The 22,763-nt window shown below is 69.8% G+C and carries 21 protein-coding genes and 1 pseudogene; 12 read left to right on the top strand and 10 right to left on the bottom strand.

Annotated features, from left to right (window positions below; all coding sequences use genetic code 11):
* The 5 genes from G7A99_RS02800 to G7A99_RS02780 form a co-directional block, all read left to right on the top strand.
* Window positions 1-556: OmpA family protein (locus tag G7A99_RS02800; protein WP_240466073.1), on the top strand; the 556-nt coding region annotated here is incomplete at its 5' end.
* A gap of 275 nt (window positions 557-831) precedes the next feature.
* The gene (locus G7A99_RS02795; RefSeq protein WP_163138795.1) at window positions 832-1,278 is read left to right on the top strand and encodes an HPP family protein; all 447 of its coding nucleotides are present in this window, start codon (window positions 832-834) and stop codon (window positions 1,276-1,278) included.
* A gap of 65 nt (window positions 1,279-1,343) precedes the next feature.
* On the top strand, window positions 1,344-5,048 hold the full coding sequence (locus G7A99_RS02790; protein ID WP_163138794.1) for a DUF1631 family protein: 3,705 nt from the start codon (window positions 1,344-1,346) through the stop codon (window positions 5,046-5,048).
* 274 nt (window positions 5,049-5,322) lie between these two features.
* The gene (locus G7A99_RS02785) at window positions 5,323-7,221 is read left to right on the top strand and encodes a propionyl-CoA synthetase (RefSeq protein ID WP_018718941.1); all 1,899 of its coding nucleotides are present in this window, start codon (window positions 5,323-5,325) and stop codon (window positions 7,219-7,221) included.
* 79 nt (window positions 7,222-7,300) lie between these two features.
* Window positions 7,301-7,963, top strand: coding sequence for a nicotinamidase (locus G7A99_RS02780; protein ID WP_163138793.1), 663 nt, complete (start codon window positions 7,301-7,303; stop codon window positions 7,961-7,963).
* A 23-nt stretch (window positions 7,964-7,986) separates the two neighbouring features.
* On the opposite strand, the gene G7A99_RS02775 is transcribed toward G7A99_RS02780, so the two are convergent.
* A complete protein-coding gene (locus G7A99_RS02775; RefSeq protein WP_018718943.1) occupies window positions 7,987-9,567 on the bottom strand; it encodes a peptide chain release factor 3 in 1,581 nt (526 codons plus the stop codon).
* A 120-nt stretch (window positions 9,568-9,687) separates the two neighbouring features.
* Between G7A99_RS02775 and G7A99_RS02770 the strand changes: the two genes are divergently transcribed.
* Window positions 9,688-10,164, top strand: a complete 477-nt coding sequence (locus G7A99_RS02770; protein ID WP_040409579.1) for a YcgN family cysteine cluster protein — start codon at window positions 9,688-9,690, stop codon at window positions 10,162-10,164.
* A gap of 11 nt (window positions 10,165-10,175) precedes the next feature.
* Window positions 10,176-12,077: a 1-deoxy-D-xylulose-5-phosphate synthase gene (gene dxs / locus G7A99_RS02765; protein ID WP_018718945.1), complete on the top strand. Its 1,902-nt coding sequence runs from the start codon at window positions 10,176-10,178 to the stop codon at window positions 12,075-12,077.
* A gap of 179 nt (window positions 12,078-12,256) precedes the next feature.
* Here dxs and trxA read toward each other — a convergent pair whose 3' ends face one another.
* Window positions 12,257-12,583, bottom strand: a complete 327-nt coding sequence (trxA, locus tag G7A99_RS02760) for a thioredoxin TrxA (RefSeq protein ID WP_018718946.1) — start codon at window positions 12,581-12,583, stop codon at window positions 12,257-12,259.
* Between the two features lie 340 nt (window positions 12,584-12,923).
* Here trxA and fabA point away from each other — a divergent pair, with 340 nt between their 5' ends.
* Both fabA and fabB read left to right on the top strand, forming a co-directional pair.
* A complete protein-coding gene (gene fabA / locus G7A99_RS02755) occupies window positions 12,924-13,442 on the top strand; it encodes a bifunctional 3-hydroxydecanoyl-ACP dehydratase/trans-2-decenoyl-ACP isomerase (protein WP_018718947.1) in 519 nt (172 codons plus the stop codon).
* 30 nt (window positions 13,443-13,472) lie between these two features.
* Window positions 13,473-14,687, top strand: a complete 1,215-nt coding sequence (gene fabB / locus G7A99_RS02750) for a beta-ketoacyl-ACP synthase I (protein ID WP_018718948.1) — start codon at window positions 13,473-13,475, stop codon at window positions 14,685-14,687.
* Window positions 14,688-14,723: 36 nt separating this feature from the next.
* On the opposite strand, the gene G7A99_RS02745 is transcribed toward fabB, so the two are convergent.
* On the bottom strand, window positions 14,724-15,278 hold the full coding sequence (locus G7A99_RS02745; protein ID WP_163138792.1) for a hemerythrin domain-containing protein: 555 nt from the start codon (window positions 15,276-15,278) through the stop codon (window positions 14,724-14,726).
* Window positions 15,279-15,431: 153 nt separating this feature from the next.
* On the opposite strand from G7A99_RS02745, the gene G7A99_RS02740 reads away from it, so the two are divergent.
* Window positions 15,432-15,821, top strand: a complete 390-nt coding sequence (locus G7A99_RS02740; RefSeq protein ID WP_156831245.1) for a GNAT family N-acetyltransferase — start codon at window positions 15,432-15,434, stop codon at window positions 15,819-15,821.
* A gap of 22 nt (window positions 15,822-15,843) precedes the next feature.
* Here the strand turns inward: G7A99_RS02740 and G7A99_RS02735 are convergent, their stop codons facing one another.
* Window positions 15,844-16,509, bottom strand: a complete 666-nt coding sequence (locus tag G7A99_RS02735; RefSeq protein ID WP_018718951.1) for a 7-cyano-7-deazaguanine/7-aminomethyl-7-deazaguanine transporter — start codon at window positions 16,507-16,509, stop codon at window positions 15,844-15,846.
* A gap of 69 nt (window positions 16,510-16,578) precedes the next feature.
* Here G7A99_RS02735 and G7A99_RS02730 point away from each other — a divergent pair, with 69 nt between their 5' ends.
* Entirely contained in the window at window positions 16,579-17,952 is a 1,374-nt protein-coding gene (locus G7A99_RS02730; protein WP_163138791.1) for an MATE family efflux transporter, read from the top strand.
* Here the strand turns inward: G7A99_RS02730 and G7A99_RS02725 are convergent.
* The 5 genes from G7A99_RS02725 to G7A99_RS02705 form a co-directional block, all read right to left on the bottom strand.
* On the bottom strand, window positions 17,927-18,262 hold the full coding sequence (locus G7A99_RS02725; RefSeq protein WP_018718953.1) for a branched-chain amino acid transporter permease: 336 nt from the start codon (window positions 18,260-18,262) through the stop codon (window positions 17,927-17,929). The genes G7A99_RS02730 and G7A99_RS02725 overlap by 26 nt on opposite strands.
* Entirely contained in the window at window positions 18,259-18,963 is a 705-nt protein-coding gene (locus G7A99_RS02720; protein WP_018718954.1) for an AzlC family ABC transporter permease, read from the bottom strand. The genes G7A99_RS02725 and G7A99_RS02720 overlap by 4 nt, the downstream gene beginning before the upstream one ends.
* Window positions 18,960-20,261 carry a TRAP transporter large permease gene (locus G7A99_RS02715; protein ID WP_205599701.1) on the bottom strand — a complete coding sequence of 434 codons (1,302 nt, stop codon included), beginning with the start codon at window positions 20,259-20,261 and terminating at the stop codon, window positions 18,960-18,962. Before G7A99_RS02715 ends, G7A99_RS02720 begins: the two co-directional genes overlap by 4 nt.
* A complete protein-coding gene (locus G7A99_RS02710) occupies window positions 20,261-20,761 on the bottom strand; it encodes a TRAP transporter small permease (RefSeq protein WP_018718956.1) in 501 nt (166 codons plus the stop codon). Before G7A99_RS02710 ends, G7A99_RS02715 begins: the two co-directional genes overlap by 1 nt.
* 105 nt (window positions 20,762-20,866) lie before the next feature.
* Window positions 20,867-21,886 (bottom strand): DctP family TRAP transporter solute-binding subunit, encoded by a 1,020-nt coding sequence (locus tag G7A99_RS02705; protein ID WP_163138790.1) that lies wholly within the window; start codon window positions 21,884-21,886, stop codon window positions 20,867-20,869.
* A gap of 148 nt (window positions 21,887-22,034) precedes the next feature.
* Here G7A99_RS02705 and G7A99_RS02700 point away from each other — a divergent pair, with 148 nt between their 5' ends.
* Window positions 22,035-22,460, top strand: coding sequence for an acyl-CoA thioesterase (locus G7A99_RS02700; RefSeq protein WP_018718958.1), 426 nt, complete (start codon window positions 22,035-22,037; stop codon window positions 22,458-22,460).
* A 24-nt stretch (window positions 22,461-22,484) separates the two neighbouring features.
* Here the strand turns inward: G7A99_RS02700 and G7A99_RS02695 are convergent.
* Window positions 22,485-22,763: pseudogene (locus G7A99_RS02695) on the bottom strand (malate synthase G); the annotation flags it as partial.

Genomic DNA, 22,763 nt, shown 5'->3' with positions numbered 1-22,763 from the left:
GCTGGTGGGGGCGGTCGCCGGCGCCGTGGTGGGACTGGCCACCGGCGATGATGCCACCGAGCGCCGGCAGCACGCGCTCATCGGCGCCGGGATCGGCGGCCTCTCCGGGGCGGCAATCGGCAACTACATGGACCGCCAGGAGGCGGAGCTGCGCCAGCGCCTGCGCAACTCCGGTGTGAGCGTCACCCGCAAAGGGGACCGCATCATCCTCAACATGCCCGGCAACGTCACCTTCGCCACGGACAGTGCCGACCTGCGCTCGCAGTTCTTCGACGTCCTCGACTCCGTCTCGCTCGTGCTCAAGGAATATGAGAAGACCGTGATCAACGTCGCCGGCCATACCGACAGCACCGGTCCGGCGGACTACAACCAGCGCCTCTCGGAGCGGCGGGCACAGACCGTGGCGGACTACCTCCGTAACCGTGGCATCAACAGTCAGCGGATCATCGCCCGAGGCTACGGTGAGGACTACCCGATCGCCAGCAACGACACCGAGCAGGGCCGTCAGCAGAACCGCCGCGTGACCCTGGAGCTGACGCCGCTGCGCGCGCAGTAGGCGTACCGCCGGACGGGAACGTCCGGTTTTTTGTGCGATCCCGGGCAAAACGCCGTGTGATGCGGTATGTTGTCGGGCCAGGGAGACACCGGCCTGCCTGCCCGGCCCATGACACGGGCGCACGGCGACGGCGCGCGGCCGCGCACGACCCTTACGCCCGCGGATGCGGGCAACACGGCGTGCGCCCGCGCCCGGGCCGGGATCGCCCACCGGCGCACAGGCAGGGCACCGGCACGGCCGGTGCAGCGGCACACGGCTAGCAGGAGGTGGCCACCATGTATCCGTTCCTCGATTACAAGGTGCATCACGTCATGGTGCGTGACGTAATCACCATCGCCCCGGACCAGCCGCTGTCCGCACTGGATGCCCTGTTCGCGCAGTACGACTTCAACAGCATTCCTGTGGTCGACGACGGTGGCACGCTCTGCGGCGTGATCACCAAGCTCGACCTGCTCGCCGCCTTCCGTTTCGACACCGCGCACATGATGCCGCCCTACGAGGAAATCATGTGCCGTCCGGTGGCGGACGGCATGACCCGGGACCCGCTGTGGGTCCCGCCGGAGCTGCCCCTGACACGGGTGCTCCAGCGCATGGTGGAAATGCGCAACAAGGCCTTCCCGGTCCTCGACGAGGAGCGGCTGGTCGGCATCATCGCGCGCGAGGACATCCTCGCCGCGCTCCACCGCGCCGCGCGCGGCGAGACGCCGGCCGGCATGAACTGATCCGCGCCGGGCGCGTCGAGGGGGACGCGCGGGGCATCCACTCACGCGGCAGACAAGGCAGAACCATGAGCCGTGAGCGTCGGGCATACCAGAGACACCCGGTCCAGTGGCCGGCGGAGATTGTCGATCAGGGGCAGAACCGGGTCGCCGTGACCCTGCAGGACGTCTGCGTCGGCGGCGTATTCGCCGCCGTCGACGATTCGGGCGCAGCCGCGTCGCTGACGATCGACGATCACCGCCACGTGTGTTTCTACGATCCCGTCGCCGGCGAGACCCGCGAAATCGCCGCGCGCATCGCCCGCAGCACCCCGGCCGGGGTCGGCCTGGCGTTCGAGAGCCCCCAGCCGGAGCTGGTCGGCACCCTCCAGTCCGTCGCGGGCGCCGGCGCACCGCCGCGGCCGGAATCGCCGGCACCGCGCAGCGGCGCGAACGCCCGGGTCCGCTGGGTCCACGAGGTCTGCCGGCGCCACGCCGAATGGCTATGCAACGAAACCATCCCGACCTTCGCCTCCGACGTGGTGGACGAGCTGTTCAACCGCTCGCGCACCGTGGCCACGACACAGGAGCAGACGAGCGTCTTCAAGACCTTCCAGATCGTTCGTCGCCAGCGCGAGACACTGCCCACAACCTTCCTGCGTCATGTCCTCGACGGTGTCGACCACCTCAGCGAGGGCAGCGGCGAGATCGACGAGGAGCCCGAGCACGACCCGACACCCGGTGAGCTGTCACTGGTCGACGAGCAGGAATTCGACGACTGGCTGCGCCGCTCCGAGCTCGTCGGCGACGCCGAGCGACGCAACCGGAATGCGCTGCGCGCGCTCAATCGCCGCCTGAATTACGCCCTGGACGCCTCCCTGGACGATTCGACCAACCCGGTCTCGCCGGAGGGCCTGACCCGCGCCCTCAGCGAGACCCTGGGCCTCGACCGCGTACCGTCGATCGCCGTCCATACCATCTACGAGGTGTTCGGCCAGAAGGTCTTCAGCGCCCTGCCACGTTTCTACGAGCGCATCAACGCCGAGTTCCGCGAGGCCGGGCTGCTGCCCGACGCCGAGAAGGAGCGTCCGGAGATCCGGATGCTCGGCGGCGGACGGGCCCTGTCCGACGACAACGCCCGCTCCGCCGGCAAACGCGGCCGCTCCCGCATTACCGGCCACGGGGTGGCGACCGGCCGCGCGACGGAGGTCACGGAACCGCACCCGACGGCCGCGGCGGGTGGCGGCCACGACGGCGAGCGGGTCACCACCGCCGCGCTCACCAGTGTTGCCCGGGAGCTCGAGACCCTGGCCAACGACACCGGCGGGGCCGGCCCCTCTGATAGTGCCGGCGACCACGGCCCCGCGGCCGCCCCGGCCGACGGCGACACCGGCATCGCGGGACCGACTCCTGCCGCGACGCGCCCGGCCTCGGTGGACCAGCGCCAGAACCTCGCCGCAGTGGATCGCTGGTTCCGCCAGATCCGTGCCGACCGCGCCACCCCGGATTACGTCCGTGACTGGGCCGACGAGCTCGCCGCCGCCGCCCGTCAGGAACAGATCGACAGTGGCGCCTTCCTCGCCGGCGGCACCAGCCCGGTCAACCGGCTTATCGATGCCATGGAGCGCGCCGGGGTGGCCATGAACGTCCTCCCGGAACGCAACGCCCTCGGCCTGCGCCAGACCGTGGACGCGCTCGTTCGCCCGGCACTGGAACGGGGCGAAGCGACGATGGTGGACGACGCCGCACGACGGGTCGCCGAGGCAGCGGCGGAACCACTGCGCGAGCGCGCCCAGCAGATCGAGCGGATTGACAGCCAGCTCGCAGGCCGGGACCGGCTGGAGCAGGCCCGTGAGGCCGTCGACGCTGTCCTCGCGGAGCGTATCGACGGGCATCGCGTACCACAGCTGCTCTCACAGCTGATGACGGACGGCTGGCGGAACCTGCTGGTGCTCGTGCGGCTGCGCTTCGGTGGCGAGCACGATACCTGGCGGCGCTGCGTGGCCGTGATCGACCGGCTGCTCGCCGGACTGGGACACGACGACGAGGCACCGGGCCCGATCCGCGATGCCGAGCGGGTGGTCGAGTACGCACGCTTCCAGCTCCGCCAGTTCTCGCGCCTCACGCCGGGGCTGGCGGACACTCTGGACGCCATCGAGTCGGCGGTGCTCGCCGTGTGCCGCGGCGAGTCCCCGGAGCCGGCGATCGACTACACCGACGCACCACCGCGTCCCCACGGCCCCCCGGAACGCCCGGGCCTGTGGCAGGCACGGGCGCGCCTGCTCGGCATCGGCGACTGGCTGGTCCCCGCGCGCGAGGGCGAGCCGCTCCAGCTGCGCTGGATGGACACGCACCGCCGCCGGTTCGTTTTCCTGGCGCGCGATGGACACACCACCCGGGAGCTGGGGCTGGACGAGGTCGCCAACACCCTGCGCGACGGCTGCCGCGTGGTCGACGACCTCGACGAGGCCCCCTTCACCGAACGCCAGTGGCGCGAGACGCTGGTGCAGGCCCATGACACCCTGATCCGCCGGGCGACACGCGACCCGCTCACCGAAGCCTACAACCGCAAGACCTTCGCGCGGGCCTTGGAGCAGCTCGCGCACTACGGCGCCGGCCGCCGCTACGCGGTGGTGCAGATCGCGCTGCGCGACCTCAATGCCATCAACGAGCGCGCCGGGCGCGTGACCGGCGACCGGCTGCTGCGGCGCGCCGCGCACCTGATCCGCCGTGCCGCCGGCGCCCACGGCATCGTCGCCCGGGTCAGCGGCGACGAGTTCGCCGCGGTGATCGACGTCGCCGACACCGAGGCCGCGGAGCTGCTCACCGAGCGCCTGCGCCGCAGCGTCAGTGCGCTGCCCGGACGCATCCGCGGCGAGCTGGCCGACACCCCCTGGCGCGTCGCCGCCGTGGTCACCGTCTTCGACACTGACAACAGCATCCCGGACCGGCTCCTCGAGCGCCTCGGCGAGGCGTGCGCCCGCGCCCGGGACAACGAGGCCAGCGCACTCGTGCCCGCACCGAGCCACGAGTCCCCGGTGGACCAGGACTATCTCTGCCGGCTCATCGACGACGCCATCCAGGCCGACTCGCTCTCCCTGCGCGCCCAGCGCATCCAGCCACGGGACGGCGAGCGTCAGCGCGAGCAGCGCTACGAGCTGTTCCCCGCCCTCTACGACCGTGGCGGCGAACAGCGGCTGCTGCCCGGGGAGTTCCTCGGTGTCGCCCGCCAGCGCGGGCGCATGCCCCAGCTCGACAGCACAATGATCCGTCACGGCATGGCCCTTGCCCGGCGCCTGGCGGCGCGGGATGGACGCGATACGGTGGTCCACGTGAACATCGCCGCGGCAAGCGTGGATGACGACACCGTCCTCGATACCCTCTCCCGCCTCTCCGCCGGGCGGGAACGCGACGGCAACGCCCGGGTCTGCCTCGAGATCAGCGAGGCCACCGCGGCCGGCCAGCTCGAACGCGTGGTGCGTTTCCTCGACCGTGCCCACGGCCTTGGCGTGGAGCTGTGCATCGACGCCTTCGGCACCACCCTCGCCGGCTACGATTTCATGCGGCTGCTCCCGGTGGACCTGTTAAAGCTCGACCCCCAGGTGATCGAGCGCATCGATCTCGACCGCGCCGATCAGGCGATGACCCAGACCGTCACCGAGATGGCCCACCTCCTCGGGCGCCGGATCATCGCCGCGGGCGTCGAGCGCATCGACCTCTTCGACCGGCTCCGCGAGATCGACGCGGACTATCTCCAGGGCTACGCCATCGAGCGGCCACAGCCGCTGCGCTGACACGGCGGCTCACCGACGCCGCCCTGACACGCCCTTGACGACGGCCGGAACGGCACACGGACGTGCGCCCGGACACGCCGCCGGATGACGCCCCGGACCGCGCGGCAATGCTGGCGCGGGACGTGAATTGACTTATTCAATCCCCCGTCGCGGCCATCTATGCTGCAATAACAAACCCCTCACCGGAGGCGGCATTGCCCCCGGCGGGGTGCGCGCGGGCGCTACCGGGAAGAGACAGCACAACCGGCCAGCACAAGGCAGGGAGGAGAGCATCATGAGACGCTATCAGGACGTCTATCGTCAGTCCGTCGACGACCCGGAAGGCTTCTGGCGAGAGCGCGCCCGCGAGATCGACTGGTATGAATTCCCGCAGACCATCCTCGGCCGCGACGAGCGCGGCCACTACCGCTGGTTCCCGGACGGCCGCCTGAATACCTGCCACCTCGCCGTGGATCGCCACGTCCAGCGCGGTGCCGGCGAGCAGACCGCGATCATCCACGACTCGCCGGCCACCGGCACCCAGCGGCACATCAGCTTCACCGAGCTCCAGGATCAGGTCGCCCGCTTCGCCGGCGCCCTGCGGGGGCTCGGCGTGGAGCACGGCGACCGGGTCGTGATCTACATGCCGATGATCCCGGAGACCCTCATCGCCATGCTCGCCTGCGCGCGGCTCGGCGCGATCCACTCGGTCGTCTTCGGCGGCTTCTCCCCCCACGAGCTGGCGGTGCGCATCGACGACGCCCGGCCCAAGGTGGTGGTATCAGCGGGCTGCGGCATCGAGTTCGACCGGGTCATCCCCTACAAGCCCCTGGTCGACCGGGCACTGGAGATCGCCGCCCACCCGCCGGCACACACCGTGATCGTGCCGCGGGAGCAGGCGGAGGCGGCGCTGGAGCCCGGGCGCGACCACGACTGGTTCGAGCTCATGGAAAGCGCCTCCCCCGTCGATCCGGTATCCGTGGCCGCCACCGACCCGCTCTACATCCTCTACACCTCCGGCACCACCGGTAAACCCAAGGGGGTGGTGAGGGACAACGGCGGCCATGCCGTGGCCATGAACTACAGCATGGACGTCGTCTACGACACCCATCCCGGCGAGGTCTACTGGGCGGCCTCCGACGTGGGCTGGGTCGTGGGCCACTCCTATATCGTCTACGCCCCGCTGATCCGCGGCTGCACGACCATCGTCTACGAGGGCAAGCCGGTGCGCACCCCCGACGCCGGGGCGTTCTGGCGGGTGATCGCCGAGCACGGCGTAAAGACCTTCTTCACGGCCCCCACCGCCTTCCGCGCGATCAAGAAGGAGGACCCGGAGGCCAGGCACAAGCAGCGCTACGACCTCTCCGGACTCGCCAACGTGTTCGTGGCCGGCGAGCGCCTGGACCCACCCACCTACGAATGGCTCGACGAGCACCTGGATTGCCCGATCATCGACCACTGGTGGCAGACCGAGACCGGCTGGGCCATCGCGGCCAACCCCATCGGCGTCGAGCGGCTGCCAATCAAGCCGGGCTCCGCCACCGTGCCCGCCCCCGGCTACCGCGTGCGCGTCCTCGACGACGACGGCGAACCCGCCGCCGCCGGGCAGATCGGCAACATCGTCGTGCAGCTGCCGCTGCCCCCGGGGACGCTGCCGACGTTGTGGAATGACGACGAGCGCTTCGAGCGCAGCTACCTGAGCACCTTCCACGGCCATTACCTCTCCGGTGACGGTGGCTATCTCGACGAGGACGGCTACCTGTTCGTGATGGGCCGCACCGACGACGTCATCAACGTCTCCGGTCACCGCCTCTCCACCGGCGCCATGGAGGAGGTCATCGGCGGCTACGAGGCGGTCGCTGAGTGTGCCGTGGTGGGCCTGCCCGACGAGCTCAAGGGACAGGTGCCGGTGGGCTTCGTGGTGCTCAAGGACGGCGTCGACATGACCCCGGAGGCGGTCGAGGCCGCCCTGGTCGCCCGGGTGCGCGAGGAGATCGGCGCCGTGGCCGCCCTGCGCCGGGTGATGGTCGTCCCGCGACTGCCCAAGACCCGTTCAGGCAAGATCCTGCGCAAGACCATCCGCAGCCTTGCCCAGGAGGACGACGTCCCCGTGCCCTCCACCATCGACGACCCGGCGATCATGGACGAGATCCGCGACACCCTCGAGGACGCCGGGGTCGGACGCTTCTCCTGAGTGCCGCGACGGCGCCGTGCGGGGTTGTCTCCCCGGCGCGGCGCCTCCATCCATCTCCGGTAGAGAACCGGAGGTGAGCATGGCAGCACAACAGCCTGTCCGGGTCGACCGGGAGCGTTCCGCCCTGATCGTGGTCGACATGCAGCCGGACTTCATGGAGGGCGGCGCCCTCGCCACCAAGGGTGGCTCGGAGATCCTGGACGGTGTCGCCACAATCATGCGCGACAGCGACTTCGGCCAGATCGCGGCCACCCAGGACTGGCATCCCGCGGGGCATATCTCCTTCGCCAGCAGCCACGAGGGCCGTCAGCCCTTCGACATCATCGAGCTCTACGGCCACGAGCAGGTCCTCTGGCCGGACCACTGCGTACAGGGCACCGCGGGCGCGGCGCTCCACGACGGCCTGCCCTGGGAGCGCGCGTCGGTGATCGTCCGCAAGGGCGAGGACCCGGCGGTGGACAGCTACAGCGGCTTCCGCAACAACGTCGACGCCCAGGGCGAGCGCCCGCCCACGGGGCTGGCCGGTTACCTGCGCGAGCGCGGGGTCACGGACGTGTTCGTCTGCGGGCTGGCCCGGGACTTCTGCGTGAAATGGACCGCGGAGGATGCCGTGGCCTTGGGCTTCAACACCTACCTGCTGTGGGATCTCACCCGGCCGGTGGACCCGGCCAACGACGACGGCGTACGCCAGGCCCTGGCCGACGCCGGCGTGAACGTGACCGACAGCAGCGCCCTCAACTGACGCCCCCGACACCGCGGGGGCACTCAGTGCTCCCGCGTGGCGTGAAAGCCGATCTCCGGCCAGCGTTCCTCGGTGAGCTGAAGGTTCACCCGGGAAGGGGCGATATAAGTGAGGTTGCCGGCGACGTCCTCGGCGAGGTTCGCGACATTGCGCTCGCGGAACTCCTCCAGGCGCTTCGAATCGTCGCTGTCCACCCAGCGGGCGGTCGCCACGTTCACCGGCTCGAAGCTGCACTCCACGCCGTACTCGTTCTTCAGCCGGAAGGCGACCACGTCGAACTGGAGCACGCCCACGGCGCCGACGATCAGGTCGTTGCCCTGCAGCGGCCGGAACAGCTGCGAGGCCCCCTCCTCGCAGAGCTCGACCAGTCCCTTCTGCAGCGCCTTCATGCGCATGGGGTCGCGCAGAACCGCCCGGCGGAAGAGCTCCGGGGCGAAGTTCGGGATGCCGGTGAACTTGAGCTTCTCGCCGGCGGTGAAGGTATCGCCGATCTGGATGGTGCCATGGTTGTGCAGCCCGATGATGTCGCCGGGATAGGCATTGGCGATGTTGTCCCGGTCCGAGGCCATGAAGGTGATGGCGTTGGCGATCTTCACGTCCTTGCCGATGCGCACGTGATGGACCTTGGCACCCTTCTCGTAGACCCCGGAGCACACCCGCAGGAAGGCGATGCGGTCACGGTGGTTCGGGTCCATGTTGGCCTGGATCTTGAACACGAACCCGGAGAACGTCTCCTCCTCGGCGGCCACCTCGCGGGTTTCCGTCTCCCGGGGCTGGGGCGAGGGGGCGTCCTCAACGAAGCGGTCGAGGAGCTCGCGCACGCCGAAGTTGTTGATCGCCGAGCCGAAGAACACCGGCGTGAGCTCGCCGCGGCGGTAGGCCTCGACGTCGAAGGGATTGCTGGCCTCGCGGATCAGCTCGACCTCCTCGCGCAGGGTCCCGGCGTCGTCGCCGAGCACCTCGTCGAGGCGCGGGTTGTCCAGGCCCTCGATGGTCTCGCCCTCGTTGATCCGCCCCTCGTGGGTGGCGCTGAACAGGTGCACGCGGTCATCGAGGAGGTGGAACACGCCCTTGAAGCCCTTGCCCATGCCGATGGGCCAGGTCACCGGGGCGCAGCGGATACGCAGCACCTCCTCGACCTCGTCCATGAGCGACATCGGGTCGCGCCCCTCGCGATCGAGCTTGTTCATGAAGGTCATGATCGGCGTGCTACGCAACCGGCAGACGTCCATGAGCTTGATCGTGCGCTCCTCGACGCCCTTGGCCGCATCGATGACCATCAGCGCCGAGTCCACCGCGGTAAGCGTGCGGTAGGTGTCCTCGGAGAAGTCCTCGTGCCCGGGGGTATCGAGCAGGTTGACGATCCGCTCCTTGTACGGGAACTGCATCACCGAGGAGGTCACCGAGATACCGCGCTGCTTCTCCAGCTCCATCCAGTCGGAGGTGGCATGGCGATCGGACTTGCGCCCCTTCACGGTCCCGGCGATCTGGATCGCGCCGCCGTAGAGAAGGAGCTTTTCGGTGACGGTGGTCTTACCCGCGTCCGGGTGTGAGATAATCGCGAAGGTGCGCCGCCGGGCGACCTCCTGGAGAAACTCGCTCATGGGGTTCCGTGCGCTCGGGCGTTGGAGTGTGGCATCGTCAAAGCGCCGCGATTATACATGACCCGGCGGATCCGCACCGAGCCCCGGAAACACCGCGCCGACGACGAGGACGACCCGCGCATGACTGGCAGCTTTTCCGGCGCCGCCGAACGCCCGTTCTGGGAGCGCAAGCGCCTCGACGAGCTCTCCGCGCCCGAGTGGGAGGCCCTGTGCGACGGCTGCGGCAAGTGCTGCGTTCACAAGCTCGAGGACGAGGACGGCGACTACCACTTCACCGAGCTGGCCTGCCGGCTGCTCGACACCCGCACCGCGCTGTGCAGCGACTATGCGCATCGCCACCGCCACGTGCCGGACTGCATCACCCTCACCCCGGAGCGGGTGGAGCGCTTCGGCTGGCTGCCGAAGAGCTGCGCCTACCGCCGTGTGGCCGAGGGTCGCGGGCTGGCGTGGTGGCACCCACTGGTCTCCGGCGACCCGGAGACGGTACATCGCGCGGGCATGTCCGTGCGCGGCCGGGTGGTCGGCGAACAGGCGGTAGCGCCGCCCTACGATCTCGAGGACTTCATCGTCGAGGACCTCGACGACGACACGGACTGACCAGGGACATCATGACACCCGGAGACTACCCCCTGCTCGAAGGCATCGACTCCCCCGAGGCCCTGCGCGCCCTGTCCGCCGGCGAGCTCCCCGCGCTCGCCCGCGAGCTGCGGGACTTTCTGCTCCACAGCGTGGCCCGCTCCGGCGGCCACCTCGCCGCCGGCCTCGGGGTCGTGGAGCTGACCATCGCCCTGCACTACGTCTACCAGACCCCGGAGGACCGGCTCGTCTGGGACGTCGGCCACCAGTGCTATCCCCACAAGATCCTCACCGGGCGGCGCGAGCGCATCGGCACCGTGCGCAAGACCGACGGCCTCGCCGGCTTTCCCAAGCGCGACGAGAGCCCCTACGATACCTTCGGCGTCGGTCACTCCAGCACCTCACTCAGTGCGGCGATCGGCATGGCGCTCGCGGCCCGCGCCCGCGGCGACGGCCGGCGGGTCTGCGCGGTGATCGGCGATGGCGGCATGACCGCGGGCCAGGCCTTCGAGGCGCTGAACCACGCCGGCGACGCCCGCCCGGACATGCTCGTGATACTCAACGACAACGAGATGTCCATCTCCGAGAACGTCGGCGCGCTCTCGCGTACCTTCGCGCGGCTGCTCGCCGGCGGCCTCTACGGCAACCTCCGTCGCGAGAGCAAGCGCGTTCTCGAGCACATGCCCCCGGCGATGCGCGAGTTCGCCAGGCGCGCCGAGGCCCATGCCAAGGGCATGGTCGTGCCCGGGACCTTCTTCGAGGAGCTCGGCTTCCAGTACTTCGGGCCGGTGGACGGCCACGACCTCTCGGCCCTGCTCCCGGTGCTGCGCCGTCTGCGCACCACGCCCGGACCACTGCTCCTGCACGTGGTCACCCGCAAGGGCAAGGGCTACGCCCTGGCCGAGGAGGATCCCATCGCCTACCACGGCGTGAAGGCGTTCGATCCCGCCGAGGGGCTGACCGGCGGCAGTGGCGGCGGCCGGCCGAGCTATACCCAGGTATTCGGGGAGTGGCTGTGCGATATCGCCGAGCGCGACAGCCGGGTCTGGGGCATCACCCCGGCCATGCGCGAGGGCTCCGGCCTGGTGGAGTTCGCCCGGCGCTTCCCCGGGCGCTACCTGGACGTCGGGATCGCCGAGCAGCACAGCGTCACCCTCGCCGCCGGCCTCGCCTGCGAGGGCGAGCGCCCGGTGCTCGCGATCTACTCGACGTTCCTGCAGCGCGGCTACGACCAGCTCATCCACGACATCGCCCTCCAGGAGCTGCCAGTACTCCTCGCCCTCGATCGTGCCGGCCTGGTGGGCGCGGACGGACCGACCCATAACGGCAGCTTCGACCTCTCGTACCTGCGCTGCATCCCCAACCTCGTGGTGATGGCCCCCGCGGACGAGAACGAGTGCCGACAGATGCTCTACACGGGCTACCGGCACGACGGTCCCGCGGCGGTCCGCTACCCCCGGGGAACGGGCCCCGGGGTCACGGTCTCCCCGGAGATGCAGGCCCTGCCCATCGGCCGTGCAGAGCCGCGCCGGAACGGCCACCGCGTCGTCCTGCTCGCATTCGGCAGCATGCTCGCGCCTGCCCTGGCGGCCGCCGAGCGACTGGACGCCACGGTGATCAACATGCGTTTCGTCAAGCCGGTGGATGAAGACGCGGTGCTGAAGGCCGCCGCCACGCACGAGCTTCTGGTGACCGTGGAGGAGAACGTGATCGCCGGCGGCGCCGGCAGCGCGGTGGCCGAGGCGCTGGACGCCGCCGGGGAGACGGCCGTCTGCCGCCACATCGGCCTGCCGGACCGATTCACCGATCACGGCGACCCGGCCACCCTGCTCTCGCGGCTGGGCCTGGACGCGGACGGTATCGCCGCACAGGTCGGGGAATGGCTGGGGTCGGAGAAGGCGGCGGCCACGGACACGGGTCGTGGCCGGGGATGAGCCCGGTCTGCGGGTGCCGGGCGGCACCCGCAGACCCGGTGGAGGCGGGGTCTAACCAGACCGTCAGGTTACCGGGAGCCGGCCCGTCGGGCCGGGGACGTCATCACATACAGGCCGGGACGGGGCCCCGGCGCCGACACTCCCTCTGCCCTGACGCGGTTTGGTGCGACGGGCTGTCTCTAGACGTTGGCGTCAACGAACTGGGTCAGCTGCGCCTTGCTCAGGGCGCCGACCTTGGTATCCGCGACATCGCCGCTGCGGAAGACCATCAGCGTGGGGATGCCACGCACGCCGTACTTGGGCGCGGTCTCCGGATTGTCGTCGATGTTGAGCTTGCAGACCTTGAGCTTGCCCGCATACTCCTCGGCGACCTGCTCGAGCACGGGGGCGATCATCTTGCAGGGGCCGCACCACTCGGCCCAGAAGTCCACCAGGACCGGGCCATCGGCCTTGAGAACCTCGTCCTCGAAGTTGCCGTCGGTGATGCTGACGATGTTTTCGCTCATCAATGCCTCCAGGGGAACTGAAAAAACGCGCGAAGGATAACGCGCCTGTGGTGGCTTGTATAATCGACGCGGGCGCGGAAGTCGATAGCCAGGATCAATCATTCTACCGGATAATCGCCGGCCAGGGATGTGCCGACGTCATCACGGCGCGATCGTGTCTTGCCTCGCCGCGGGTCTCACAGTAGGGTTAGCGCGAAATTACTAGACCTCTTTCTAGACGCCGGCAACCACCCCCGTCAAGGCGGCACCGCCGCAACACCGGGCAGGGACCTGCCAGGGCCATCGGCCGGACCGCCCGCGGCGCGATCCGGTTCCCCCAGTGGATACGGTTGGGAGACGCATGACAGGACAACCCAGTTACAGCTACGAGGAGCTGCTCGAGTGCGGCCACGGCAAGCTCTTCGGTCCGGGCAACCCGCAGCTGCCGGTGCCGAACATGCTCATGTTCGACCGCATCAGCAGGATATCCTCCGAAGGCGGGGCGTACGGCAAGGGCGAGGTCCAGGCCGAGCTCGACGTCCATCCGGACCTGTGGTTCTTCCACTGCCACTTCCCCGGCGACCCGGTGATGCCGGGCTGCCTCGGGCTCGACGCCCTCTGGCAGCTCCTCGGCTTCTACCTGGGCTGGACCGGCGGCCAGGGCAAGGGGCGCGCGCTCGGCTGTGGCGAGGTAAAATTCACCGGTCAGATCCTGCCCCGTAACCGGCAGGTGACCTACTTACTGGACATCAAGCGCCTGATCCGGCGGCGTCTGACGATGGGTATCGCGGACGGCCGAGTCCTCGCCGACGGCGAGGAGATCTACCGGGCCACCGATCTCAAGGTCGGCCTGTTCATGGACCCGGATAGCGCGCTGTAGGTGCGTTGAGCAAACAGCGAGGAAGGTATCGTGCGACGAGTCGTCGTCACCGGACTGGGCATCGTCTCCTGTCTCGGCAATGATCGTGAAACGGTTACCCGATCCCTGCGCGAGGGCCGCAGCGGCATCCGCTTCCGCGACGCGTATGCCGAGTACGGTCTGCGCAGCCAGGTCGCCGGCGTGGTCGACATCGACCTCGACGAGCGCGTCCCGCGCAAGCCGCGCCGTTTCATGGGCGGCGCCGCGGGGTATGCGTATGTCGCCATGGAGGACGCCATGCGCGACGCCGGCCTGGACGCGGAGCAGATCTCCGATCCGCGCATCGGTCTGATCGCGGGCTCGGGAGGCGGTTCCACCTCCAATCTCGTCCAGGCCGCGGACACGCTGCGCGAGCGTGGCGTGCGCAAGCTCGGCGCCTTCGCCGTGCCGAAGGTCATGGCGAGCACCGTCTCCGCATGCCTGGCCACGCCGTTCGGCATCCGTGGCGTCAACTACAGCATCTCCTCGGCCTGCGCGACCAGCGCCCACTGCATCGGTTCCGCCATGGAGCAGATTCAGCTCGGCCGCCAGGACGTCGTCTTCGCCGGCGGCGGCGAGGAGGAGCACTGGTCGATGACCATGCTCTTCGACGCCATGGGCGCCCTGTCCTCGAAGTACAACGACACCCCCGAGCGGGCGTCCCGCCCCTACGACGCGGATCGTGACGGCTTCGTGATCGCCGGCGGCGCAGGCATGGTGGTGGTCGAGGCCCTCGATCACGCCCTGGAGCGCGGCGCGCCGATCTACGCCGAGCTCGTCGGCTATGGCGCGACGTCGGACGGCTACGACATGGTCGCACCCTCCGGCGAGGGCGCGGTGCGCTGCATGCGCGAGGCCCTCACTCACACCGAAGGCCCGGTGGACTACGTCAACGCCCACGGCACCAGCACCCCGGCAGGGGATATCACCGAGCTGCAGGCGATCCACGAGGTCTTCGGCGAGTCGATGCCGGCAGTGAGCTCGACGAAGTCGCTTACCGGCCACTCGCTCGGTGCGGCGGGAGTGCAGGAGGCGATCTACTCGCTGCTGATGCTCAAGGAGGGGTTCGTCTCCGCCTCCGCCAACATCGAGAACCTGGACCCGGACGCCGAGGGCATGCCCATCGTCTCGGAGTACCGCGAGCAGCCGCTCAACACGGTGATGTCCAACAGCTTCGGCTTCGGCGGAACCAACGCCACCCTGGTATTCCGCCGCTACGAGGACTGACGCGCCGCATCCGCCGGCGGCGCCCCACGGGCGCCGTCAGGCGGAGGCGGCGACCGCCGAGTCCAGCCGCCCGCGCAACGCCGCCACCGCCGGCAGCGGCGCCGCCGACAGCTCCGCCGCCACCGACTCGCCCAGCGCCTGTAACGCCTTCGCCGGCAGGTTGGCCTCCAGCAGTGGGAACAGACCCTCCTCCTCGCGCTGCTCGTGGTGCGCGCTCATGTCCGCCACCCGCCGCGCCGCCGCGATCAGCCCGAGTGCCTCACGCCGCCCCGGTCCGTTGCCGGCGGCATGCTCCGCCACGGCGGCACGATGCGCGCCGGCGAGCTGCTGGAGCCGCGCGTGCTCCGCCCGATAGACCCGCGCGGGCCACGGCGTCTCCCAGTCCGCGCTCTCGAGACACGGCAGCAGCCACGCCTCCTCGGCCCGCGCATGCGCGCGCAGACGCTCGAACCAGGCATCCCATATCTCCACCGCAACAGCGCAGCGGCGCTCCAGAAGCGCCTCCTGGTGGAGCCACAGCAGCTCCTCGAATACGGCATGATCACCACTCAGCCAGCGGACGGGATCGCTGTTCCGCGGGGTATTCCTCACCTTGGCCACCTTCCCTGCAGGGCTTGTACGGCGATGGTACCATTCGCGCCCGTCGACGGCGCGCGGACACCGCTCGCCTTCCAGTCGCCGGGGTGGTACGTTTCGCCCCGCGCAACAACAACGGTCCGGGGTTCACAGGGGATGATGCACAGCATGGCGCCGGTAGCAGACATCAACGCGGCCTTCGAGGCCTGGCTCGACGCCACGGAAGAGGCGGAGCCGATCGGGCAGGACAACACGGGGTTGCGCCACCGCCGCATCGGGCATGCGATCGGCGCGGTGGACACCGAATCCGACTACCTCGTGCTCTGCCGCATCGAGACCGATCCCGGCCACCGCGGCGAAGGCGAGGCAACCCGGCTGCTGGAGCTGCTCAAGGGGATCTGCGAGCGCTACAACGTCACCCTGCTCGGGCAGGCGACGGCGTACGACGATACCGGACTGGATCAGCAGGCCCTGCTGGAGTGGTACCGCCGGCACGATTTCGAGATCGACCACGGCCGCACCGCCCAGCCCCTGGTCTGGTACCCGGCACGGCCGTGATTCCGATCCGTGTCGCCGGCGCTCAGCCGGCGACGCGCACCCTCGCCTCGCGCCCGAGCACCCAGCGCTGCAGCCCGGCCAGTACCACCCCGTACAGCGGCACGAAGAACGCCAGGCTCACCACCAGCTTGGTGGTGTAGTCCACGGCGGCGATCTCCGTCCAGTGCGCCGCCATGAACGGGTCCGGACTGGCATAGAACGCCAGTGAAAAGAACGCCACCGTGTCGGCGAGGTTGCCCAGCACCGTGGACGAGGCCGGCGCCACCCACCAGGCGAAACGGCGCTGGCGCAGGCGGTCGAAGACATGTATGTCGAGGATCTGGCCGAGCACGTAGGACATGAAGCTCGCCATGGCGATACGGGCGACGAACACGTTCAGCCCGACGAGCCCTGCCAGGCCCTGGAACTGCCCCTGCTGGAAGGCGGCGCCGAAGACATAGGACACCAGCAGCGCCGGCAGCATTGCCATGAAGATGATCCGCCGCGCGGGCCCCTTGCCGAACACCCGCACCGTCAGGTCCGTGACCAGGAATATGAACGGGAAGGAGAATGCACCCCACGTCGTATGGACACCCCAGACCTGGATCGGGAGCTGCACCAGGTAATTGCTGGCGGCGATGATCAGGATGTGAGCGGTCACCAGCACCGCCAGGGCACGGCGCAGCTGGGCCGGGGTGAGGGAAAGCATGGGGGCGGTCTACCTCCGGTATGTGTCGGATCTCGGCGCCTGCGTCCCGGCGCCCGGAGAACATAGCGAATGCAGGGCACAAAGGCAAAAACGCTGAATCGAAAGGCATCCTCCCGGGTGGTCGCCCTCGCCTGGCCGCTGATCCTGTCCAACGTCACCGTGCCGCTGCTGGGGCTGGTGGACACGGCGGTGATGGGCCATCTGCCGGACAGCGACTACCTCGGCGCGGTCACCCTCGGTGCGACCCTGTTCAGCTTCCTCTACTGGGGCTTCGGCTTCCTGCGCATGGGCACCACCGGCTTCGTCGCCCAGGCCCACGGGCGCAACGACGCCGACGCCCTACGCGAGCTGCTCGCCCAGGGCCTGGTCATCGCCGCTGCCATCGGCGCCGCCCTGATCGCCCTGGCTCCGTGGGTCGTCCCCGCCGCGCTGAGCCTCTTCGACGCCAGCCCGGCGGTAACCGGGCTGGCCAATACCTACGCCACCTGGCGCATCGCCAGTGCCCCCGCGGTACTCGCCAACTACGTGCTCATCGGCTGGTTCCTCGGGCTGGCACGCACCCGGGTGACCCTGGTGCTGATGCTGGTCAATAACGTGATCAACATCGTGCTGGACCTCTGGCTGGTCGTCGGCCTCGGCTGGACGGTCGCCGGCGTCGCCCTCGCCAGCGTCATCGCCGACTACCTTGCCCTGGCGACCGCACTGGCCCTCGCCGCGGCGCACCTGCGCCGCCTCGGCGGACGACTGCTACCGGCACGGCTCGCCGAGCCTGCACGTTATCTGCGGCTGCTGCGGGTGAACGCGGCGCTGTTCGTGCGCACGCTCTGCCTGCTCTTTGCGATCGCCTTCTTCCACGCCCAGGGGGCACGGTTCGGCGACGACATCCTCGCCGCCAATGCCGTGCTCATGCAGTTCCTGATGCTGACTTCCTACGCCCTGGATGGCTTCGCTCATGCCGCCGAGGCGCTGGTCGGGGAGGCACTCGGGCGTGACAGCCGCCGGCGGCTGGCCGCCGTGGTCCGCGCCGCCACGCTCTGGTCTCTGGTGAGTGCGGTGCTGGCGAGCGTCGCCTTCGCGATGGCGGGTGAGGCGATCATCGCCCTGCTCACCGACCTCCCCCGGGTGCGGGCTATCGCCGCCGACTACCTGCCCTGGCTCATCGCCCTGCCCCTGGTCGCCGTGTGGAGCTACCTCCTGGATGGGCTGTTCATCGGCGCCACCCGGGCCCGGGCGATGCGCGACACCATGCTGGTGGCGGTGATCGCGGTCTACCTTCCGGCGTGGTGGCTGACCCGCGGCTGGGGCAACCACGGCCTGTGGTTCGCCTTCCTGCTGTTCACCCTCGCCCGCTCCGGCGGGCTCGGACTGGTCTTCCGCCGGGCGGACTACGGCGCCGGCTGGCTCCCGGCGGACCCGCTCACCCCAGGGGGGCGAGGCGGGTGAGCACCATGAAGACCGCGGTGCCCGCGGCGATGCTCACCAGCGCGTTGCGCCAGCGCAGGTGGCAGAGCGCGGTCACCGCGATCGCGGCGAGATGGTAGAGACCGAAGGGCGGCGCGAGCGGCTCGACGTCGCGGACCGCGTAGACCACCAGCAGCAGCATCACCGCCGGCGGCAGGTAGCGCCCGAGGTGGCGCACCAGCGGATGCTCCATGTAGCGCCCAAGCACCAGGAACGGTGCCGCACGGGTGAAGAACGTCGCCACCGTCATCGCGGCGATCACCGCCAGTAGGTAGCCGTCCGCACCACTCATGCCGCCTCCCGGGAACCATCGGCCAACAGCACCGCGGTCACGAACGCCAGCGCGACGATGAGCATGTAGTCCCGTCCGCCGAACACGAAGCCGGCCGCGGCGGCGGCCGCGGCGATGACGAAGGGCCGCACGGCGCGCACGGTCATGGCCTGCTCGATGGTCAGGACCACGAACAGCGCGGTGAGCGCGAAGTCGAGGCCCGCGACGTCACCGCCCAGCCCGCTGCCCAGCCAGGCCCCGAGGCTCGTGCCGAGCACCCACCAGAACTGGTTCAGCGCGGCGACAGTCACGCGGAATCGCGCCGGGTCCGCCCCCGGTGGTGCCTGGATGCTCGTGAGCAGGGAGTAGGTCTCGTCGGTCAGAGCGAACACCGGGTACCAGCGCGTCACGCCCCGACGCGGCAGCCGCGGCCCGAGGGACAGCCCGTAGAAGGCGTGGCGGGCGTTGATCACCACCGTAGTCACCGCGATCTCGCCGACGCCGGCCCCCGCGGCAAGCAGCGTCACCGCCATGAACTGCGCAGCGCCCGCGAACACCGCGATGCTCATCAGCGTCGCATACCACCAGGCGTAGCCGAGCTGGACGAAGAGCACACCGAAGACCATGCCCAGGGGCACGTAGCCGAAGAACACCGGCAGGCTCGCCCGCGCCGCCGCGGCCAGCCCCGGTGTGCGCTCGCTCATGCGGACAAACGCGTTCATACGCGGTAGCCCAGTGCCTCGGGCAGCCACAGCGCGACGCCCGGGAAGACGATCACCAGCGCCAGTGCGATCACCATCGCCGCCACCATCCAGGCCGCCCAGCCCAGGGTGCGTTCCATGGGCACCTCCGCGACCTTGGTGGTCACCATCAGGTTCACCGCCACCGGTGGCGTGAACTGCCCCACCGCGATGGTCATCGCCATGAGGATGCCGAACCAGGTGGCGTTCCAGTCGAAGGCGCGCATGACCGGCATGAGCATGGGGATGAGGATGAGATAGATGGATACCCCGTCGAGCACCATTCCCGCGACGAGGAGCAGCAGCATCACCATTGCGAGCACGATCCAGCCCGTGTCCGACACGGATAGCATCGCGTGCGCGACGTCGTCGAAGGCCCCGAGCGTGCTGCCCGCCCAGGCGAAGATCCCGGCCAGCGAGATGATCAGCAGGATCACCGCCGAGAGCACGGCGGAGTCCACCAGCGCCCGGTAGAGGGTCCGCAGGTCCAGGTTGCGGTAGACCACCATGCCGATGAACACGCCGTACGCCACCGCCACCACCGCGGCCTCCGTCGGCGTGAACAGCCCGCTGCGCAGCCCCCCGAGGATGATCACCGGGGCAAACAGGGCCGGCAGCGCCCCGATGAAGCTCTCCCGCAGCGGCGGCCGCTCCTCGGCGTCGCGCCGCTCGAAGCCGTTACGCCGCGCCAGCCAGATCGCCGGGACCACCACCGCCAACCCCGCCAGAAGGCCCGGGAAAACGCCCGCGGCGAACAGCGCCCGCAGGTCCACACCGGGGACCAGGATCGAATACAGGATCAGCGCCACGGACGGCGGGATGAGGATCGCCGTGGACGCCGAGGCGGCGATCACGGTGGCACTGAAGGCCCGCGGATAGCCGGCCCGGGTCATGCTCGGCACCATTACCATCGCCACCGCGGCGGCGTCCGCCGGCCCGGAGCCCGACATCCCGCCCATGATCAGGCACACCAGGGTCGCCACCACCGCCAGCCCGCCGGGACGCGGACCGATCAGCGCGCGGGCGAAGCGCACCAGGTTGGCGGCGACACCGGCGCGCTCGAAGATGGTGCCGGTGAGCACGAACAGCGGGATCGCCACCAGCGGGTACTTGGCGATGGCGTTATAGGTGTTCGTCCCAAGGGTGCCGAGCATCTGCGCGGGCAGTCCCATGACGATCCCCACCGCACCGGCGAGCGCCAGCGCGATGGCGATGGGCGAGCCGATCACGATCAGCGCCGCCAGCACGAGGAAGAGCATGACGTCCGGCGTCGGCAGCATCAGTCCGGCCTCCCGCCGCGGAGCTGGCGCAGGAAGCGCCCCACTACCCGCAGCAGCACGACCAGCGCCCCCAGGGGCAGCCAGACGCTGTAGATCCAGTTGGGCACGCCGAGCCCCGGGGACGAGGACTGCCAGCGCCACTCGTCGTAGGCGAAGCCGGTGCCGTAGTAGATGATCAGCCCGAGCACCGTCAGGGTCGCGAGGAAGGTCGCCACCGTGGCCGCCCAGCGAAGCGGCCGGGGCAGGCGCTGCTGGAAGAACCCGATGCGGATGTGCTCGTCGCGCGCGAAGGCCACCGCCGAGCCGAAGAAGGCCATGAACACCAGCAGGAACACCGAGACCTCCTCTGTGAAGGCGAAGGAGGCGTCCGTGGCATAGCGAACCACCACGTTGGCGAGGCTGATGAGGCAGATGATCGCCATGGCCGCCGCGGCCGCCGCCTCCTCGACGGCCAGCGGCACGCGCGGACGATCACGACGGTCGTTGTCCGGCTCAGGCATTCCGGGTCCCCGAACGACGGACACCGGGGCACCCTCGGGCGGCCCGGCATCCGGTTGGATCACCCGGGGGCACCGGCCCCCGGCTTCGTGCGGCCCGCGGGCCGCTCACTCGGCGTCGCGGTTGGCGACGGCCTCCTTCGCGGTCTCCACGAGGTCCTCGCCGATCCGCGGCGCCCAGGTCTCGTAGACGCTGGCGGTGGCCTTGCGGAAGGCCTCGCGCTGGGCGTCGGTCAGCTCGGTGACCTCGATACCCTGCTCCCGCAGCGCGGCAAGACGCTCCTCCACGCTGGCCCGGGAACGCTCGATCTCCCACTGCCCGGCGTCGATGGCCGCCTCGCGGATGATCCGGCGGTCCTTCTCGGGCAGGCTCTCCCAGGTGCCACGGCTCGCGGCGAAGATCAACGGATCCGCCATGTAATGCCAGCGGGTGAGATACTCCTGGCCCACCTCCCACATCTTCGCGATCTGGATCACCGACAGCGGGTTCTCCTGACCGTCGACCGCGCCGGTGGCCAGCGCCGGCTTGGCGTCCGCCCAGCTCATCTGGGTCGGGTTCGCGCCCAGGGCCTCGAAGGTGTCCTGGAACAGCGGCGAGCCCACGACGCGGATCTTCATCCCCTCCAGGTCGTCCGGATGGGTCACGGGCCGCACGGAATTGGTGAGCTCGCGGAAACCGTTCTCGCCCCAGGCCAATGGCACGACGCCCTGACGCTCGATGGCCTCGAAGATGCGCTCCCCCACCTCGCCCTGGGTCAGCGCGTCGATGGCGGCATAATCCGGCATCAGGAACGGCAGGGAGAAGACGTTGAGCTCGCTGACCTGGGGCGACCAGTTGATGGTGGAACCGACCGCGAAGTCGATCAGCCCGCTGCGCAGGGCCGCGAACTCCTTGGTCTGGTTCCCCGAGACGAGCTGCGCCCCCGGATAGACCTTGAGATTGATACGCCCGTCACTGCGCTCCTCGACGAGCTTCACCCAGCGCTCGGCGGCCTCGCCCCAGGGGAACGGGGTGGGCAGGACGGTCGAAACGGTATACTCGGACTTGTAGTCCGCGGCACCCGCACTGCCCCCGGCGAGCAACAGGCCCGCCAGACAGGCGACGATGATCGGCGCTTTCAAACGCATGCTCTCCCCCCATGAAATGCAATAGTGGATACGGGCGGCACCCCGGATTGTCCCCCGGCATTGCCGACCGCGCCCGTGCCAATATGTCCACCACGTCGTGAAAATGCAATCCACGGCCGCAACGGCCAACCGCAATCAAGGAGACGAGATGCCCGATACCCGACGACCCGGCCCGCCTGCACGCGAGCCGCAGATCCGCACCATCGCCATGCCCGCCGACACCAACCCCTCCGGGGACATATTCGGCGGCTGGCTGATGTCGCAGATGGACCTGGCTGCCTCCAGCGTGGCGACCCGCGCCGCGCGCGGCCGTGTCGCCACCGCGGCGGTGGATGCCATGAGCCTGATCGCCCCCGTGCACGTGGGTGACGAGGTCAGCCTCTACGCGGAGCTGCTGCGCACCGGGCGCACCTCGCTGACCATCGCCGTGGAGGCGTGGCGACGGGACCGTTTCTCCGAATCGGCGACGCAGGTGACCGAGGCCACCTTCACCTTCGTTGCCATCGACGAGGATCGCCGCCCCCGGCCGCTGCCGCAGCCGGTGGGCGACGGCCTGCCGCCGGCACCGGAGTGATCCGGACCGGCGGCAGGCCGGGGCTCAGCCGCGGGCCTTGCGCTCGCGGCGGCGGGCGTGGAGTACCGGCTCGGTGTAGCCGTTGGGCTGCTCGCGACCCTTGAACACCAGGTCGCAGGCGGCCTTGAACGCCACCCCGTCATAGCCCGGCGCCATGGGCTCGTAGTTGGGATCGCCCGCGTTCTGGCGGTCCACCACCTCGGCCATGCGCTTCATGGTGGCCATCACCTGCTCCTCGGTGACGACGCCGTGGTAGAGCCAGTTCGCCATGTGCTGGCTGGAGATGCGCAGGGTCGCCCGGTC

Source organism: Arhodomonas sp. KWT (assembly GCF_010993615.1).
Note: the sequence above shows the minus strand (reverse complement) of the source record. Positions and strands in the feature narration are given on the sequence as shown.

Excerpts from the sequence above, each read along its gene's own strand:
- G7A99_RS02795 (WP_163138795.1), top strand. The coding sequence starts at position 832 with ATGTATCCGTTCCTCGATTACAAGGTGCATCACGTCATGGTGCGTGAC.
- G7A99_RS02790 (WP_163138794.1), top strand. The coding sequence starts at position 1,344 with ATGAGCCGTGAGCGTCGGGCATACCAGAGACACCCGGTCCAGTGGCCG.
- G7A99_RS02785 (WP_018718941.1), top strand. The coding sequence starts at position 5,323 with ATGAGACGCTATCAGGACGTCTATCGTCAGTCCGTCGACGACCCGGAA.
- G7A99_RS02780 (WP_163138793.1), top strand. The coding sequence starts at position 7,301 with ATGGCAGCACAACAGCCTGTCCGGGTCGACCGGGAGCGTTCCGCCCTG.
- G7A99_RS02775 (WP_018718943.1), bottom strand. The coding sequence starts at position 9,567 with ATGAGCGAGTTTCTCCAGGAGGTCGCCCGGCGGCGCACCTTCGCGATT.
- G7A99_RS02770 (WP_040409579.1), top strand. The coding sequence starts at position 9,688 with ATGACTGGCAGCTTTTCCGGCGCCGCCGAACGCCCGTTCTGGGAGCGC.
- dxs (WP_018718945.1), top strand. The coding sequence starts at position 10,176 with ATGACACCCGGAGACTACCCCCTGCTCGAAGGCATCGACTCCCCCGAG.
- trxA (WP_018718946.1), bottom strand. The coding sequence starts at position 12,583 with ATGAGCGAAAACATCGTCAGCATCACCGACGGCAACTTCGAGGACGAG.
- fabA (WP_018718947.1), top strand. The coding sequence starts at position 12,924 with ATGACAGGACAACCCAGTTACAGCTACGAGGAGCTGCTCGAGTGCGGC.
- G7A99_RS02740 (WP_156831245.1), top strand. The coding sequence starts at position 15,432 with ATGGCGCCGGTAGCAGACATCAACGCGGCCTTCGAGGCCTGGCTCGAC.
- G7A99_RS02735 (WP_018718951.1), bottom strand. The coding sequence starts at position 16,509 with ATGCTTTCCCTCACCCCGGCCCAGCTGCGCCGTGCCCTGGCGGTGCTG.
- G7A99_RS02730 (WP_163138791.1), top strand. The coding sequence starts at position 16,579 with ATGCAGGGCACAAAGGCAAAAACGCTGAATCGAAAGGCATCCTCCCGG.
- G7A99_RS02725 (WP_018718953.1), bottom strand. The coding sequence starts at position 18,262 with ATGAGTGGTGCGGACGGCTACCTACTGGCGGTGATCGCCGCGATGACG.
- G7A99_RS02720 (WP_018718954.1), bottom strand. The coding sequence starts at position 18,963 with ATGAACGCGTTTGTCCGCATGAGCGAGCGCACACCGGGGCTGGCCGCG.
- G7A99_RS02715 (WP_205599701.1), bottom strand. The coding sequence starts at position 20,261 with ATGCTGCCGACGCCGGACGTCATGCTCTTCCTCGTGCTGGCGGCGCTG.
- G7A99_RS02710 (WP_018718956.1), bottom strand. The coding sequence starts at position 20,761 with ATGCCTGAGCCGGACAACGACCGTCGTGATCGTCCGCGCGTGCCGCTG.
- G7A99_RS02705 (WP_163138790.1), bottom strand. The coding sequence starts at position 21,886 with ATGCGTTTGAAAGCGCCGATCATCGTCGCCTGTCTGGCGGGCCTGTTG.
- G7A99_RS02700 (WP_018718958.1), top strand. The coding sequence starts at position 22,035 with ATGCCCGATACCCGACGACCCGGCCCGCCTGCACGCGAGCCGCAGATC.